Raw genomic sequence first — 14,922 nt, 5'->3', positions numbered from 1 at the left:
GCGCTGGGCAGACTGCCCGGCGCCCTCCACCATTCCAGGAGCAGCACGTGAGTGAGCGGAAGACCCGTCAGCCCAACCTCGAATCGACCATCTATGAAGGATCGGACGGCCGTTGGCACGGCCGGGTCACCATGGGCGTCAAGGCCGACGGCAGCCCCGACCGCCGCCACCGCAGCGGCAAGACCCAGACCGAGGTGGAGCGGAAGGTGAAGGCGCTGGAGAAGGCGCGTGACGCCGGCCGGGTCACGAAGGCCGGCCGCGTGCCCACGGTCGAGACGTGGATGACCACCTACCTCGACACGATCGCGTCCCAGAAGCTGAAGCCCCGCAGCCTGGACGACTACTGGTCGAAGACTCGGAATCACATCATCCCCGGCATCGGGAAGCACCGGCTCGACCGCCTGCAGCCTGAGCACCTGGACGCGCTCTACGCCCAGATCCGCGCGGAGGGCCGCGCCGCCTCCCACATCCTCAAGGTGCACCGGATCCTCTCCCGCGCGCTGAAAATCGCCCACCGCCGAGAGCTGATCGCTCGCAACGTCGCGACGCTGCTCGACCCGCCCTCGCTGGAGGAGGTGGACGCGAACCCGTTCACGCAGGAGGAGGCCCGGCGCTTCCTCCAGGCTGCGATGAAGCGGCCGACCGGCCTGCGCTGGGCCATCGGGGTAGGCCAAGGCCTGCGGCAGGGTGAAGCGCTGGGCCTGCGCTGGAAGTTCATCGACGAGGATGCCGAGACGCTGGACACCTCGTGGCAGCTCCAACGGCTCAGGTGGCGCCACGGGTGCGCCGACCCGCACTTGTGCGGCGAGAGACTCCACCGCACGGCTTGCAAGCCCGGCTGCACCAAGCACCGCAGCTACAAGCGCGGGTGCCCCAAGCCCTGCCCGCCAGCCTGCTGCGGGCACGCCAGCACGTGCCCCGAGCGGCACGGCGGCGGCCTGGCGTTCACCCGCCCCAAGACCAAGGGCAGCCGCCGCACGGCCGCGCTGCTCCCGCCGCTGAAGCCAGCACTCGTTGAGCACCGGCAGCGGCAGGCCGAGCTGAAGGCCGAGGCCGGGGAAGCCTGGGAGGACTACGACTTGGTCTTCTGCCGCCCCGACGGCCGGCCGATCGACCCGCGCGACGACTGGGAGGAGTTCAAGGAGCTGCTCGCCGAAGCCGGAATCGAGGACCGCCGACAGCACGACGGCAGTCGCCACTCCGCCGGCACGATCCTGAACGAGCTGGGCGTCGACCCCTTCACCATCATGGAGATCCTCGGCCACTCCCAGATCAGCATGACGCGCCGATACGTCAAGACGACCACCCCCACGACCCGCGAGGCGGCCCGACGGATGGGCAACGCGCTGTGGCCCCAAACCGCCGAAACTGAGACCACAACTGAGACCACGGACAGTCGAGCGGCTCGCGCCCGGCGCCGTCGCCGCATGCAGTAGACGACAAAAGGCCCGGTCAGAGTGCCTGACCGGGCCTTTTCGCTTCTGAGCCCCCTGTCGGATTCGAACCGACGACCTACGCATTACAAGTGCGTTGCTCTGGCCAGCTGAGCTAAGGAGGCATGCGGTATCGACGGCCGCCGGAGCGGGCCGCGCGGCACCGGGTGGCAGTCTACCGGGAGGGGTGGGGGCCGTGGCGGCAGATGGGTGGGGCGGGTGGGGTCGTGATCGGACCGATGCGGGATTGGGTGGCGATCGGGGGCTGACAATCGGACGAAGTGCCAGGTAGCCTCGGCCGGAGTCGTCGCGATAGTGGTTCAGACCAGTGTCGGGGCGGCGCAGGCACCATCCACCTTTACTCGGATCGTCCGGCACGTTCCTGCCGGTGAAGGAGAGCAGCATCATGGCTTCTGTCACGTTCGACAAGGCGACCCGGCTGTACCAGGGCAGCACCAAGCCCGCCGTGGACGCGCTGGAACTGCACGTCGAGGACGGCGAGTTCCTCGTCCTGGTCGGCCCGTCCGGCTGTGGCAAGTCCACCAGCCTGCGGATGCTCGCCGGGCTGGAGGACGTCAATGGCGGCGCCATCCGGATCGGCGACCGCGACGTCACGCACCTGCCGCCGAAGGACCGGGACATCGCCATGGTGTTCCAGAACTACGCGCTCTACCCGCACATGACCGTCGCGGACAACATGGGCTTCGCGCTCAAGATCGCCGGCGTCAACAAGACCGAGATCCGCACCAAGGTCGAAGAGGCCGCCAAGATCCTGGACCTCACCGACTACCTGGACCGCAAGCCGAAGGCGCTCTCCGGCGGCCAGCGCCAGCGTGTCGCGATGGGCCGGGCGATCGTGCGTGAGCCGCAGGTCTTCCTGATGGACGAGCCGCTCTCCAACCTGGACGCCAAGCTCCGCGTCTCCACCCGTACCCAGATCGCCGGCCTGCAGCGCCGCCTGGGGATCACCACCGTGTACGTGACGCACGACCAGGTCGAGGCCATGACCATGGGCGACCGGGTCGCGGTGCTCAAGGACGGTCTGCTCCAGCAGGTCGACACCCCGCGCAACATGTACGACCGGCCGGCCAACCTCTTCGTCGCCGGCTTCATCGGCTCGCCGGCGATGAACCTGGTCGACGTCCCGCTGGTGGACGGCGGGGTGAAGTTCGGCGGCTCGGTGATCAACATCGACCGTGAGCACCTGGCCGGCGCCGGAACGGACAAGTCGGTGACCGTCGGCATCCGCCCGGAGCACTTCGAGATCGTCCCGCAGGGCGGCATCGAGGGCGTCGCCGTCACGGTCAACGTGGTCGAGGAGCTCGGCGCGGACGGCTTCGTCTACGGCACCACCAAGATCGGTGGCGAGGACAAGGACATCGTCGTGCGCGTGCACGGCCGGCAGATCCCGGCGAAGGGCGAGACCATCCACGTGGTCCCGACCGGCGGCGAGACCCACGTCTTCTCCACCAGCTCGGGTGCCCGCCTCAGCGCGTGAGACAACCGCCCCAGCGCGCACGGCTGAGCGAGCACGGCTGAGCACGAACAGTTGAGCGCCAGGCGAAAGGAGCCCCGTCGGACAGGTTTCCGGCGGGGCTCTGTCACGTCACTCGTCCGTGTGACGGAGTGTCTTCAACCCCTCACCCGGCGCTACTCTCACTGGCGTGAAGCAGCTTGTGCGCCGCATCGGCCAGACCATCGCCCTGACCCTGCCCGTGATCCTGGTGACCACCGGCACGCTCGCCGTCACCCGGGTCCCCTGGGCGCCCCCGATCGCCCTGGACCAGCAGGTGGTCGCGGCCTCCAGCGGCGACGGCGGCATCGGTCGCACCGCGACCGCGCCGACCTCCGCCGACCACCAGGGTCTGGCCCCGCAGGACGCGCTGCGCGCCGATCTGATGGAGGAGCTGCGGACCCGCGGCGCGGGCTCCGCGCTGGACCTGCTGGACCGGACGATGCGCGAGCAGCCGTCCCTGACGCCGTTCTGCACCGGCCTCGCCGAGGACCTGGGCCGCGCCACCGTCAAGCAGTACCAGGGCGACGTGCAGCGTGCCCGGTCCTTCGCCCGCCCGGTCTGCGACGGCTCCTTCGCCGCCGGCATCGCCGGCTGACACACGCTGACACACACTGACAGAGGATCAACTCGCCTTCCCCGTAGGCCCGGGCGCCTATCCTGCTAGCCATGACCGGCTATGACCTCAGCACCGCGCCCACCGTCACCCAGGCCGTAATCCTCGCGGGCGGCCAGGGCTCGCGGCTCCGCCCGTACACCGACGACCGGCCCAAACCGCTGGTCGAGATCCCCGGCACCGGTACGCCGATCGTGGGCCACCAACTCGCCTGGCTCGCAGCCGAAGGCGTGAAAGACGTGGTGATCTCCTGCGGCCACCTGGCCGAGGTGCTGCAGGAGTGGCTCGACCAGGCCGACCTCCCGCTGAACGTGAGCACCGTGGTGGAGGCCGAGCCGCTGGGCCGCGGCGGCGGGCTCAAGCTCGCCGCGAAGGCCCTGCCGCGCCCCGCCGACCCCTGGTACGCCACCAACGGCGACATCTGGACCCGGTTCAGCCTGCGCGAGATGGCGGCCTTCCACCACGAGCGGGACGCCCTCGCGACGCTCGCCCTGGCCCGCCCGCGGATCCCCTGGGGCGCGGTGGAGACGGACCAGTTCGGCAACATCCTCGACTTCATCGAGGCGCCGCCCTCGCCCTTCCTGATCAACGCGGGCCTGTACGTCTTCGCGGCCGGCTTCGCCGAGCTGCTGCCCGACGTGGGCGACCACGAGCGCACCACCTTCCCGCAGCTCGCCCGCGCCAGGCGGCTGGCCGGCTACCAGCTCCCGCAGGGCGTCTACTGGCGGGCCATCGACACCGCCAAGGACCTCACCGAGGCCGCCAAGGAGCTGGCCGCGAGCCGGCCCACCGACGGCGCCTGACCACCCGCACCCGCCCTCCCCCGCCGACGGCGCCTGACCGCCGGCGACGCCTGCCCCCGGCCCCCGCCGACGCAGAAGGGCGGTGGGCTCCCCTCGGGGAACCCACCGCCCTCCTCTCGCACTCACACCACCGGGTGCGCGGCCTCCGGCGTCGCCTGCAGACCCAGCGTCGGCAGCTGGACGGCCGGCGGACCGCTGCCCAGCACCCCGCCGATCAGCCCGTTGCCACCGCTCGGGCTGGGCTTGGGCGCCCGGTTGCCACTGCCCGAGGGCGAGGAGCCGGAGTTCCCGGACGAGCCCGAGGAGCCCGGAGCCGTCCCGGAGGACGAACCGTTCCCCTGGCCGGTCGAGCTGCTCGGCGCCTCGGCGCCCCCGGCACCGCCCGTCCCGGAGGACGCGTGCGCCTTGGGGCTCCGGCGCGACGACGGCGAGGCCGACGCCGCGGAGGGCGAGGGCGACGCGGGGGCGGAGGAGGACGGCGCGCTCGACGGCGTCGGGGTGGCCGACGCGTGCGGCGCTCCGGAGCCGCCGGTACCGGCCGGCCAGAGCGGGGTGCCGAAGTCGGTCGGCGGCTTGGCCGGCAGCGGCTGCGGACGGCCGCCGGTACGCACCGCGGCGCCCAGCATCGAACCGAGCAGCATCGTCAGGCCGATGACCACCGCGGCGACCACCGTGCCGCGCCGCAGCACCCGGCGGCGCACCGCCTTCGGCGCGTCCGCGCCGTACCGCCGCCAGGCCTCCAGGGCGAGCCGCCCGTCGAGCGAGGCGAACGGCGCCCCGGCGATCAGCAGCGGGCTCCACGCGGCCAGGAAGATCAGGTCGGGGGTGTCGTAGACCGGCACCGCCCGCCAGCTGACCGTGAAGAGCAGCGCGGCGGAGAGCAGCATCGCCGCGCCGGCCGCCAGCCGCTGCCAGAGGCCGAGCACCGTCAGCACGCCCACCACGATCTCGGTGAAGGCGACCCCGAGGCCGGCCCCCACCGGGTGCGCCATGGCGAAGTCGAGCAGCGGTTGAGCGACCTTCCACGGGTGCAGCGAGGCCAGCCAGCGCATCATCGAGCCGCGCTGGCCGCCGTCGAAGTACACCGGGTCGCAGAGCTTGCTGAAGCCCTCGTAGACGGTGAGCGAGCCGAGCAGGAGGCGCAGCGGCAGCAGCACCAGGCCGAGGTCGACCCGGCGGCCCGGGTAACGGGCGTGCCGGGACTCGCCTGCCGCCACCGCCACCGGCTGGGCCTTGGCAGCGGCGCCGGCCTTGGCGCCGGCCCTGGCCCTGGCCTGGTCGCCGGGCCGCCACCCGACGGGCTCGGGCTGGGCGGGCTTGCGGCCGGCCCCGCTGAGCGTGCCGGACGAGCCGGAGCTGCCCGAGGCGGCGTTCGGCTGGCGCGGGACGGACCCGCGTCCGTACCCGCTGCCGCCCGCGGGCTCGTCCCAGCCGGGCACCGGCTCCAGCAGGTGCGTCGAGCCCGGGTCGGCCAGGCCGACCCCGCCCTGCGCACCGCCGAGCGAGGCCCCGGCAGGGCTCGGCACGGTGTTCAGCCGTACGGCGTCCAACAGCTGGGTCGCCGCGTCGCCGGGCACGGTCTGGCCGCTCCAGGTGACGGCGGTGACCCGCGCCTTGCGCCGCGGCGCGCCGCCGGCCAGTGCGCCGCCAGAGAGCACGGCGCTCCCGGCGACGGCCCCGGCGGCCGTGTCCGCGGCGCCGACCCGGACGAGTCCGGGTCGGCCGGCGTAGGCCAGTGGCGCGTAGGGCCGCCCGAAGGCGTCCGCGTACGGCGCCGTCGACAGCGGCGGTGCCTGGATCATCGGGGCCGCCGGCACGGGCATTCTGACCCGGAAGCTGACCTGGGTGCTGCTCAGCCGGGCCGGGTCGCTCGGCACCTTGACGGTGCTGAGGCCGGGCTCTGGGTCTATCCCTGCCGCTCCGCCCTGCTTTGGGCGCCAAGGTGTTCTGGTGTCCACACCCCTCTAACCGGGTGACACCCGGTTAGGACACTCTCCCGGGTGCAAGTCCCGGGCGTGGCTGACGGTTCCGCAAGCTCTCGTACGAGATCATGACTCTTTGGGTCACTTCCGGGCGGAACCAGTCAGCCAATGGGCCAATACTCAGCTCTTGGCCCGCAGCCGCGCCGCTTCGTACATGACGATGCCGGCGGCGACGCCCGCGTTCAGCGACTCGGTCTGTCCGGGCATCGGAATCCGCACCCGGATGTCGCAGGTCTCCGCGACGAGCCGGGACAGGCCCTTGCCCTCGGAACCGGCCACGATGACGACCGGGCCGGTGAGGGCCTCCAGGTCGCCGATCTCGCTCTCGCCGTCGGCGGCCAGGCCGACCACCAGCAGACCGGCCTTCTGGTACGCCTCCAGGGCGCGGGTGAGGTTGGTGGCGCGGGCCACCTGCAGCCGGGCGGCCGCGCCGGAGGAGGTCTTCCAGGCGCCTGCCGTCATGCCGGCCGCGCGCCGCTCGGGGATGACCACGCCGTGCGCGCCGAAGGCGGCGGCGGAACGGACCACGGCGCCCAGGTTGCGGGAGTCGGTGACGCCGTCCAGCGCCATGATCAGGGCGTCCTCGCCGAGGTCGGCGGCGACGCCGAGCAGGTCCTCGGGGTGCGCGTACTCGTACGGCGGGACCTGGAGCACCAGGCCCTGGTGGTTGAGGTTGCCGGTCATCTGGTCCAGCTGCGGGCGCGGGGCCTCCATCAGCGGGATGCCGCGGTCGTTGGCGGCCTGGAAGGCGTCGCGCACCCGGTCGTCGGTGTCGATGAACTGCAGGACGTAGAGCGCGGTCGCCGGCACACCGCCCTGCAGCGCCTCGACCACCGAGTTGCGGCCGACCACGAGCTCGGCGGCACCGGCGCCACCGCGCCCGCCCCGGCCGGCGCCACCGGCGCGGCGCATGCCGGCGCGGGCCTTGGCGTCCCGCTCACGCTTGAGCGCGGCGTTGGCGGCGCGCTGCTTCGGGTGGCCCTTGCGCGCCTCCCCGGGAGGGGTCGGGCCCTTGCCCTGGATCGCCTTCCGGCTGTGGCCGCCGGTGCCGACAGTCGCGCCCTTCTTCGATCCGGGGTTGCGTCGGTTCCTGCGTGCGCTGTTGCCGGCCATGGCTGTTCTTCCTGTCTGTCCGTCACGCCCGACCGCGACACGGTCGTCGGCATGCTCTGCCTCATGCGGATGGGCCGTACCAGCCGACTGATCAGCCGGTACGGCCCACCCTCACCCCTCCACCGAGGGATTACTGGTTGTTGATCGTCCAGCGTGCGCCGGACGGGGTGTCCTCGATCACCAGCCCGGCCAGGCCGAGCTGGTCGCGGATGGCGTCCGCGGTGGCGAAATCCTTGCGGGCCCTGGCCGCCTGCCGCTGGTCCAGCACGAGGCGAACCAGCGAGTCGATGACCCCGTGAAGGTCCTCGCCGCGGTCCTCGCCGGACCACTGCGGGTCGAGCGGGTCCAGACCCAGTACTCCGAGCATCGCACGGACCTCGGCCAGACGCGCTACCGCGTTCTCCTTGTCGTCCGCCGTGAGCGCGCTGTTGCCCTGCCGGACGGCGGTGTGCACGATGGCCAACGCCTGCGGGACGCCGAAGTCGTCGTCCATCGCCTCGGCGAAGGCCAGCGGCACCTCGGGGGCCGGTTCGACCGCGCCGCAGCGCTCCACGACCCGCTGGATGAAGCCCTCGATCCGGCCGAAACCGGCCTCCGCCTCGCGGACCGACTCCTCGCTGTATTCGATCATCGAGCGGTAGTGCGGAGCGGCCAGGTAGTAGCGCAGCACGATCGGGCGCCAGCGCTGCACCATCGCGGAGACCAGCACCGAGTTGCCGAGCGACTTGCTCATCTTCTCGCCGCTCAGCGTGACCCAGGCGTTGTGCACCCAGAAGTTGGCGAAGTCGTCACCGAAGGCCTTGGACTGGGCGATCTCGTTCTCGTGGTGCGGGAAGATCAGGTCCAGCCCGCCGCCGTGGATGTCGAAGCCCTTGCCCAGGTACTTGTGCGCCATCGCGGAGCACTCCAGGTGCCAGCCGGGACGCCCGCTGCCCCAAGGGGTCTGCCAGCTCGGCTCGCCCGGCTTGGCCGCCTTCCACATCGCGAAGTCGCGCGGGTCCCGCTTGCCGGTCTCGCCCTCGCCCGCGGGCTGGAGCAGGTTCTCCAGCTTCTGGTTGGAGAGCTCCAGGTAGTCCGGGTAGGACTTGACGTCGAAGTAGACGTTGCCGTCGGCCGCGTAGGCGTGGCCGCCCGCGATCAACGCCTGCATCATCTCGATCATCTCGGGGATGTGACCGGTGGCACGCGGCTCCACGGTCGGCGGCTGGCAGCCGAGCACCGTGTAACCGTCGTTGAAGGCGCGCTCGTTGGCGTACGCGATCTGCCACCACGGGATGCCGAGGTCGCGTTCCTTCTGGATGACCTTGTCGTCGATGTCGGTGACGTTCCGCACGAACGTCACGTCGTAGCCGCGGTAGGTCAGCCAGCGGCGCATCACGTCGAAGTTGATGCCGGACCGGATGTGTCCGATGTGCGGGGCCGCCTGGACGGTCGCGCCACACAGGTACATGGAGACACAACCCGGTACAAGCGGGACGAAGTCGCGTACCTGGCGGGTGTTGGTGTCGTACAGGCGAAGGCTCACACCGTCAAGCGTAGTGGGAAGCAGGCAGTGCCCCGCGACGTTTGAGTCGCGGGGCTGTCACGAATTTGTGGCTCGGCCCGGGTCGGTTCGCCTTTGCTGCACGGATGTGACGGGAGAAAGAGTCCGGTATTGCCCTGCATGACGAACCGGACGCCCTCACTCCGCTCGCGGCTCAGATGCTGCCCGCCACCTTGGTCGGCGTGATCCGGACCACCACCCGCACGGCCTCGGGTCCGTCGAACCCGTAGTCCTTCCCCATGTACTTGTGCGACAGCTCGTCGATCAACTCCCGCCCGCCCTCGATGCTGAGCGTCACCGAACCGCGCACCTCCAGGTAGCTGTACGGGTCCTCGGGCGGGTTGACCACCAGCGAGACCCGCGGGTCGCGCAGCAGGTTGAGGTGCTTGCGGCGGCCCTCGACGGTGGAGAAGAGGATGTCGTCGCCGTCCCGCTTCACCCAGACCACGGAGGCCTGCGGGCCACCGTCGGGCTGGATGGTGGCGACGGTGGCGAAGCTCTTCCCGTCGAGGAGTTCACGAGCCTGGTCGGAGAGCTGCGCGGTCATGACGGGCCTCGTCTCTGAGCATCTGAGCGTGATCGACAACAGCCCACGCTACCGACTCCGCCCGGGCCCGCACGTCTGAACACCCGTCAATCCGGCACTATTCCAAGCCCGGGTCGCGCCGGTAGACCAGCGCGGTGGCGAGCGCGGCCAGGCCCTCGGCCCGTCCGGTCAGGCCAAGTCCGTCCGAGGTGGTGCCGGAGACCGACACCGGTGCGCCGACCGCCGCCGAGAGGACGGCCTGCGCCTCCTCCCGGCGCTTGCCGATCTTCGGCCGGACGCCGACCACCTGGACCGCGACGTTGCCGATCTCGAAGCCGGCCGCCCGCACGATCCGGGCCGCCTCGCCGAGCAGCCGGACCCCGGAGGCGCCCTCCCACTCCGGCCGGTCGGTGCCGAAGTGCGCGCCGAGGTCGCCGACCCCGGCCGCCGAGAAGAGCGCGTCGCAGGCGGCGTGCGCGACGACGTCGGCGTCCGAGTGGCCGGCCAGGCCGTACTCGGAGCCCTCCCACTCCAGGCCCGCCACCCAGAGCGGGCGGCCGGCCTCGAAGGCGTGGATGTCGGTGCCGATCCCGATCCTCGGGATCACGGGGCTAGAAGCCATCGGAGGCCCTCCTGCGGGCGAGTACGGCCTCGGCGAGGACGAGGTCCAGCGGACGGGTCACCTTGAAGGCCTCCTCGTGGCCCGGCACCACGACCACCCGGCCGCCGTACCGCTCGACCAGGCCGGCGTCGTCGGTCGCGGCCGGCGGCGCGTCCTGCGACGCCACGCTCTCGTCCGCCAGCGCCTTGGCGTGCACCGCGTCCAGCAGGTCACGGCGGAAGCCCTGCGGGGTCTGCACCGCGCGCAGCGTCGCACGCTCGGGCGTGTCGAGGACGGGCTCGGGCTCGCCGTTCGGGCGCGGCTCGACCCGCTTGACGGTGTCGGCCAGCGGCACCGCGGGGACGACCGCGTCGGCGCCGTCCCGGACGGCGGCGGCCACCGCGTCCACCACCTCGACCGGCACCAGCGGCCGGGCCGCGTCGTGCACCAGGACGATCCCGACGTCCGCCGGGACGGCCGCCAGGCCGAGCCGGACCGACTCCTGCCGGGTCGCGCCGCCGGCCACCACCTGAACGTTCTCGCCGTCCAGCCCGTGGCCGTCCAGCAGGCCGAGCACCTGCTCCACCCCGTCCGGCGGGGCCACCACGACCACCAGGCCGATCGCCCGGCTACGGCCCAGCGCCCGCACGGCGTGCACCAGCAGCGGCGCGCCGCCCAGCTCGCGCAGGGCCTTGGGGGCTCCGGGACCGAGCCGCTCGCCCCGCCCTGCGGCGGGGACCACGGCTGCTGCGACTGCTCCTGTGCTGTTCAGGTTTCACTCCTTCGGCGAAGTGGGTATGGCCCTGGCGTACCCGTCGGACGGTGCACCGGACCCCTTCCACTCCGGCGCCGCCTCTCGGGTACCGGCGTGCGGTCCGAGCTGCGGTGCGGCGTGCGTCGGGGTCTGCGGGCGCGGGTGGGCACGGCGAGCATACGACTGCGTCCGGGCATGCCACAGCGCCCGGAGGGCCACCGCATCACCCGGACCATCACTGGTCACGGGCGACACCGCAGCGCCGGGCGCTGTACACGGCTATCGCCGCACTACGAGGCGAGGACCTCGTCGAGCAGCGTCTCCGCCTTGTCCTCGTTGGTGTTCTCCGCCAGCGCGAGCTCGCTGACGAGAATCTGCCGTGCCTTGGCGAGCATGCGCTTCTCGCCTGCCGACAGACCGCGCTCACGCTCACGACGCCACAGGTCGCGGACGACCTCGGCGACCTTGATGACGTCTCCCGACGCGAGCTTTTCCAGGTTCGCCTTGTAGCGGCGAGACCAGTTGGTGGGCTCCTCGGTGTACGGTGCACGCAGCACCTCGAAGACCCGGTCCAGACCCTCCTGGCCGACCACGTCGCGCACGCCGACGAACTCCGCGTTCTCCGCGGGCACGCGCAGCGTGAGGTCACCCTGCTGAACCTTCAGCACCAGGTAGGTCTTGTCCACACCTTTGATCTGGCGAATTTCGATGGCCTCGATCAGTGCAGCCCCGTGATGGGGGTAGACCACCGTGTCGCCAACCTTGAACGTCATGTGACAGGACCCCTTCCGTGGCTTTCCAGAATAACACGCTTTTCCGTCCGCCCGAAGGGCGTTTTCGCAGGTCAGGGCGGGTCTCGGGGCTTGACAAGGACCCCTGCGACGTGCTGCGACCGCCCCTCGGAGCGAGCTTCTCGCAGGTCGGAGGCCCTTCCCCGTTCTATCGAAACGTGTGGCGGACGCTCGCAAACCATGATTCGATCTTGCCCGCGGAGCCGAATATCCGACGTTTCCCGATCGTGATCTGATCTTGATCGGCTTCCAGGTCCGCCGCGCCCGGCCCACTCCCCCGGTTGCGGCGAGTGCGGCGGGTGCGGCGAAGAGCCCCGGACCCCGGTGCCGAACAGCCCGGGCCCCCCGGGCCGGGGCCGCTGCGGGCCCCCGTACGAGCGCTCGCGGCGCGACACGGGGCTACCCCGTGAGAACCGGATAAGTGCGGTCGGTAATCTGAGCGCTGACCACCCGACTCGTGACCAAGGAGATGCCGCCGCCGTGAGCCGCAGCCTTCGACGCGGCGGCAGTGCCGCCCTCGTTCTCGCCCTTGCCGCCATCTCGCTGTCCGCCTGCGCGGACGGCAGCTCCCCGGACACCCTCAAGGTCAAGCCGGACACCCCGGCCACCTCGATCGGCAACGACCTCAAGCTCAACAACATCGTCGTCGTCACCGGGCAGATGCAGGCCAGCGGCCAGCCGGGCCCGGCCCGCGTCACCGTCAACATCAGCAACACCGGCTCCGCCCCGGAGACCCTGCAGTCGCTCACCGTGGCGGACGGCACGGCGACCTTCGCGGACGCCAAGGGCGCGACGATCCCCGGGATCGTCATCCCGGCCGGCGGCGCGGTGCTGCTCGGCGGCGACGGGCAGCCCTCCGCCCAGGTGTCGTCGGTCGCGCTGGCGATCGGCGGCTACGCGCCGACCGACTTCTCGTTCGAGAAGGCCGGCAAGGTCGACGTCCAGGCCCAGGTGAACAGCGCGGCCGGGATCTACGCCTCGTTCGGACCGGCCACGCCGTCGGCCGGCGCCTCCGCCAGTGGGCCGGCCGCGGCCTCGTCCGCCCCGGCCTCCCCCGCGAGCCCGGCCGCCTCGGCCTCGGCCTCCGCCTCCGCCTCGGGCTCCGCCACGGCGAGCGCGAGCGCGTCGGCGCCCGCCTCGCCCGGCGCTTCGGCCAGCACGCACTGACCGGCAACGCCCGAGGGCCCCGCTCCCCTTTGTCGGGGAGCCGGGCCCTCGGGCGTGCCGTCGCGGTTTACGGCTCGAACTTGTAGCCCAGGCCACGGACCGTCACCAGGTAGCGCGGCGCGCCCGGATCCGGCTCGATCTTCGCCCGCAGGCGCTTCACGTGGACGTCCAGGGTCTTGGTGTCCCCGACGTAGTCGGCGCCCCAGACCCGGTCGATCAGCTGCATCCGGGTGAGCACCCGGCCGGCGTTGCGCAGCAGCATCTCCAGCAGGTCGAACTCCTTCAGCGGCAGGTCGACCTTGGCGCCGTCCACCGTCACCACGTGCCGGTCCACGTCCATCCGGACCGGGCCGGCCTCCAGCGCGCCGGGGCCGCCGCCGTCCGCACCCGGGCCGCCGTCCTCGCCGCGGCGGCGGAGCACCGCGCGGATCCGGGCGACCAGCTCGCGGGTGGAGTACGGCTTGGTGACGTAGTCGTCCGCACCTATTTCCAGGCCGACGACCTTGTCGATCTCGCTGTCCTTGGCGGTCACCATGATCACCGGCACGTTGGAGCGCACCCGCAGCTGGCGGCAGACCTCGGTACCGGGCAGGCCGGGCAGCATCAGGTCGAGCAGCACCAGGTCGGCGCCGTTGCGCTCGAACTGCTCCAGCGCGTCGGGGCCGGTGGCGGCCACGGCCACCTCGAAGCCCTCCTTGCGGAGCATGTACGACAGGGCGTCACTGAACGATTCCTCGTCCTCGACCACCAGTACTCGGGTCACGATCGGGCCTCCGGGGCAGGAAGGGGTGTTGGGGTTGACGAATCAAAGGAGTGCGCCGCGTCGGGCGCGGGGGACTGTCCGGCCGGCAGCCGGACGGTGAAGGTGGAACCCTGGCCCTCGACGCTCCAGACCGAGACGGTGCCGCCGTGCGACGCCGCCACGTGCTTGACGATGGAGAGGCCGAGGCCGGTGCCTCCGGTCGCCCGGGAGCGGGCCGGGTCCACCCGGTAGAAACGTTCGAAGATCCGCTCGCGGTCCTTCTCCGAGATGCCGATGCCCTGGTCGGTCACCGAGATCTCGATCAGCTCGCCGTCCGCCTCGCCGATGGCGGCGGCGCTGGCTATCCGGCGGGTGGCGATGGCCACCCGGGTGCGGGGTGGGGAGTAGTTGACCGCGTTCTCCACCAGGTTGCCCAGGGCTGCGGCCAGCTGACCGCGGTCGCCGTGCAGGTGCAGTCCGGCGATGCCGCCGGCCGCGATGTGGATCTGCTTGGCGGCGGCCTGCTGGCGGCAACGGTCGATCGCCTCCGCGATCAGCTCGTCCACCGCCACGGGCTCCGGCTCCATCTGCAACCGGTCGTCCTGCACCCGGGAGAGGTCGATGATCTCCTGCACCAGGCTGGCCAGCCTGGTCGCCTCGATCTGCATCCGGCCGGCGAAGCGCTGCACGGCCTCCGGGTCGTCGGCCGCGTCCGCGACCGCCTCGGAGAGCAGCGACAGCGCGCCGACCGGGGTCTTCAGCTCGTGGCTGACGTTGGCCACGAAGTCGCGCCGGACGGCCTCGATCCGGCGGCGCTCGGTGAGGTCCTCGACCAGCACCAGCACCAGCCGCGAGCCCAGCGGTGCGACCCGGACGGAGACCGCCAGCGGCTCGCCGGCCCGCGCCACACCGGGGCGCGGGACGTCCAGCTCGACCTGGCGGATCTCGCCGTCGCGACGGGTCGCCCTGGCCAGCGCGAGCATCGGCTCGACGGCCACCGCACCACCTCTGACCAGGCCCATCGCGTAGGCGGCGGAGCTGGCCTTGACCACCTCGTCGCCGTCGCCGAGCACGATCGCACAGGAGCGGAGCACCGAGAGCACGGTGTCCACTCCGGGCGGGAGAGCGGAGTCCTGCAGGGGGGAGTTCACTGTCGAAGCACTACCGGTTCTTCTGCCATTGCCACTCCTGCTGCCTCGGGACTGTTCGCGCTCGCTCCAGCGGAAGGCGATGGCGGCCGTGAGACCGACGCCGAGCCCGGCGATGGCGCAGGCAGCGGCGGCGGCCACATTCACGTCCATGTCGTCAGCCTAAGCGCATCGCCCCGGCCTCCTGACA

General features: G+C 71.9%; 14 protein-coding genes and 1 tRNA gene. 5 read left to right on the top strand and 10 right to left on the bottom strand.

All coding sequences use genetic code 11. The features are described from left to right. Nucleotides 1-47 precede the first annotated feature (47 nt). Entirely contained in the window at nucleotides 48-1,436 is a 1,389-nt protein-coding gene (locus BS80_RS24050) for a tyrosine-type recombinase/integrase (protein WP_035800514.1), read from the top strand. 48 nt (nucleotides 1,437-1,484) lie between these two features. On the opposite strand, the gene BS80_RS24045 is transcribed toward BS80_RS24050, so the two are convergent. Continuing rightward, nucleotides 1,485-1,558, bottom strand: a tRNA-Thr gene (locus tag BS80_RS24045). Nucleotides 1,559-1,839: 281 nt separating this feature from the next. Between BS80_RS24045 and BS80_RS24040 the strand changes: the two genes are divergently transcribed. From BS80_RS24040 to BS80_RS24030, 3 genes are all read left to right on the top strand, one after another. Next, entirely contained in the window at nucleotides 1,840-2,931 is a 1,092-nt protein-coding gene (locus BS80_RS24040; RefSeq protein ID WP_035800512.1) for an ABC transporter ATP-binding protein, read from the top strand. A 166-nt stretch (nucleotides 2,932-3,097) separates the two neighbouring features. After that, nucleotides 3,098-3,544: a hypothetical protein gene (locus tag BS80_RS24035; RefSeq protein WP_035800511.1), complete on the top strand. Its 447-nt coding sequence runs from the start codon at nucleotides 3,098-3,100 to the stop codon at nucleotides 3,542-3,544. A gap of 71 nt (nucleotides 3,545-3,615) precedes the next feature. Beyond that, nucleotides 3,616-4,365: a nucleotidyltransferase family protein gene (locus tag BS80_RS24030; protein ID WP_035800509.1), complete on the top strand. Its 750-nt coding sequence runs from the start codon at nucleotides 3,616-3,618 to the stop codon at nucleotides 4,363-4,365. Nucleotides 4,366-4,487: 122 nt separating this feature from the next. Here BS80_RS24030 and BS80_RS24025 read toward each other — a convergent pair whose 3' ends face one another. The 7 genes from BS80_RS24025 to BS80_RS23995 form a co-directional block, all read right to left on the bottom strand. Beyond that, a complete protein-coding gene (locus tag BS80_RS24025) occupies nucleotides 4,488-6,242 on the bottom strand; it encodes a DoxX family membrane protein (RefSeq protein ID WP_051966979.1) in 1,755 nt (584 codons plus the stop codon). Nucleotides 6,243-6,467: 225 nt separating this feature from the next. Beyond that, the gene (rlmB, locus tag BS80_RS24020; protein ID WP_035800506.1) at nucleotides 6,468-7,460 is read right to left on the bottom strand and encodes a 23S rRNA (guanosine(2251)-2'-O)-methyltransferase RlmB; all 993 of its coding nucleotides are present in this window, start codon (nucleotides 7,458-7,460) and stop codon (nucleotides 6,468-6,470) included. A gap of 130 nt (nucleotides 7,461-7,590) precedes the next feature. Next, complete coding sequence (cysS, locus tag BS80_RS24015) at nucleotides 7,591-8,985, bottom strand: cysteine--tRNA ligase (RefSeq protein ID WP_035800504.1); 1,395 nt, start codon at nucleotides 8,983-8,985, stop codon at nucleotides 7,591-7,593. Between the two features lie 172 nt (nucleotides 8,986-9,157). Next, complete coding sequence (locus BS80_RS24010; RefSeq protein WP_035800500.1) at nucleotides 9,158-9,550, bottom strand: PPOX class F420-dependent oxidoreductase; 393 nt, start codon at nucleotides 9,548-9,550, stop codon at nucleotides 9,158-9,160. 97 nt (nucleotides 9,551-9,647) lie between these two features. Continuing rightward, a complete protein-coding gene (ispF, locus tag BS80_RS24005) occupies nucleotides 9,648-10,151 on the bottom strand; it encodes a 2-C-methyl-D-erythritol 2,4-cyclodiphosphate synthase (protein WP_035800499.1) in 504 nt (167 codons plus the stop codon). Further along, entirely contained in the window at nucleotides 10,141-10,872 is a 732-nt protein-coding gene (ispD, locus tag BS80_RS24000) for a 2-C-methyl-D-erythritol 4-phosphate cytidylyltransferase (protein ID WP_035800496.1), read from the bottom strand. Before ispD ends, ispF begins: the two co-directional genes overlap by 11 nt. A 302-nt stretch (nucleotides 10,873-11,174) precedes the next feature. Further along, nucleotides 11,175-11,657 (bottom strand): CarD family transcriptional regulator, encoded by a 483-nt coding sequence (locus BS80_RS23995; protein ID WP_030244332.1) that lies wholly within the window; start codon nucleotides 11,655-11,657, stop codon nucleotides 11,175-11,177. Between the two features lie 498 nt (nucleotides 11,658-12,155). On the opposite strand from BS80_RS23995, the gene BS80_RS23990 reads away from it, so the two are divergent. Then, on the top strand, nucleotides 12,156-12,842 hold the full coding sequence (locus tag BS80_RS23990; protein WP_035800493.1) for a hypothetical protein: 687 nt from the start codon (nucleotides 12,156-12,158) through the stop codon (nucleotides 12,840-12,842). A gap of 67 nt (nucleotides 12,843-12,909) precedes the next feature. Here the strand turns inward: BS80_RS23990 and BS80_RS23985 are convergent, their stop codons facing one another. Further along, a complete protein-coding gene (locus tag BS80_RS23985; protein WP_035800488.1) occupies nucleotides 12,910-13,605 on the bottom strand; it encodes a response regulator transcription factor in 696 nt (231 codons plus the stop codon). Next, complete coding sequence (locus tag BS80_RS23980) at nucleotides 13,602-14,885, bottom strand: sensor histidine kinase (RefSeq protein WP_035800485.1); 1,284 nt, start codon at nucleotides 14,883-14,885, stop codon at nucleotides 13,602-13,604. The genes BS80_RS23985 and BS80_RS23980 overlap by 4 nt, the downstream gene beginning before the upstream one ends. Nucleotides 14,886-14,922: the final 37 nt, after the last annotated feature.

It is taken from the genome of Kitasatospora mediocidica KCTC 9733 (assembly GCF_000744225.1).
Classification (GTDB): Bacteria; Actinomycetota; Actinomycetes; order Streptomycetales; family Streptomycetaceae; genus Kitasatospora; species Kitasatospora mediocidica.
This window is presented reverse-complemented; position numbering and strand designations above follow the sequence as displayed.

Bases quoted from the DNA above. Each gene is read 5' to 3' on its own strand.
- BS80_RS24040 (WP_035800512.1), top strand. From the start codon at position 1,840: ATGGCTTCTGTCACGTTCGACAAGGCGACCCGGCTGTACCAGGGCAGC.
- BS80_RS24030 (WP_035800509.1), top strand. From the start codon at position 3,616: ATGACCGGCTATGACCTCAGCACCGCGCCCACCGTCACCCAGGCCGTA.
- rlmB (WP_035800506.1), bottom strand. From the start codon at position 7,460: ATGGCCGGCAACAGCGCACGCAGGAACCGACGCAACCCCGGATCGAAG.
- BS80_RS24010 (WP_035800500.1), bottom strand. From the start codon at position 9,550: ATGACCGCGCAGCTCTCCGACCAGGCTCGTGAACTCCTCGACGGGAAG.
- ispF (WP_035800499.1), bottom strand. From the start codon at position 10,151: ATGGCTTCTAGCCCCGTGATCCCGAGGATCGGGATCGGCACCGACATC.
- BS80_RS23995 (WP_030244332.1), bottom strand. From the start codon at position 11,657: ATGACGTTCAAGGTTGGCGACACGGTGGTCTACCCCCATCACGGGGCT.
- BS80_RS23980 (WP_035800485.1), bottom strand. From the start codon at position 14,885: ATGGACGTGAATGTGGCCGCCGCCGCTGCCTGCGCCATCGCCGGGCTC.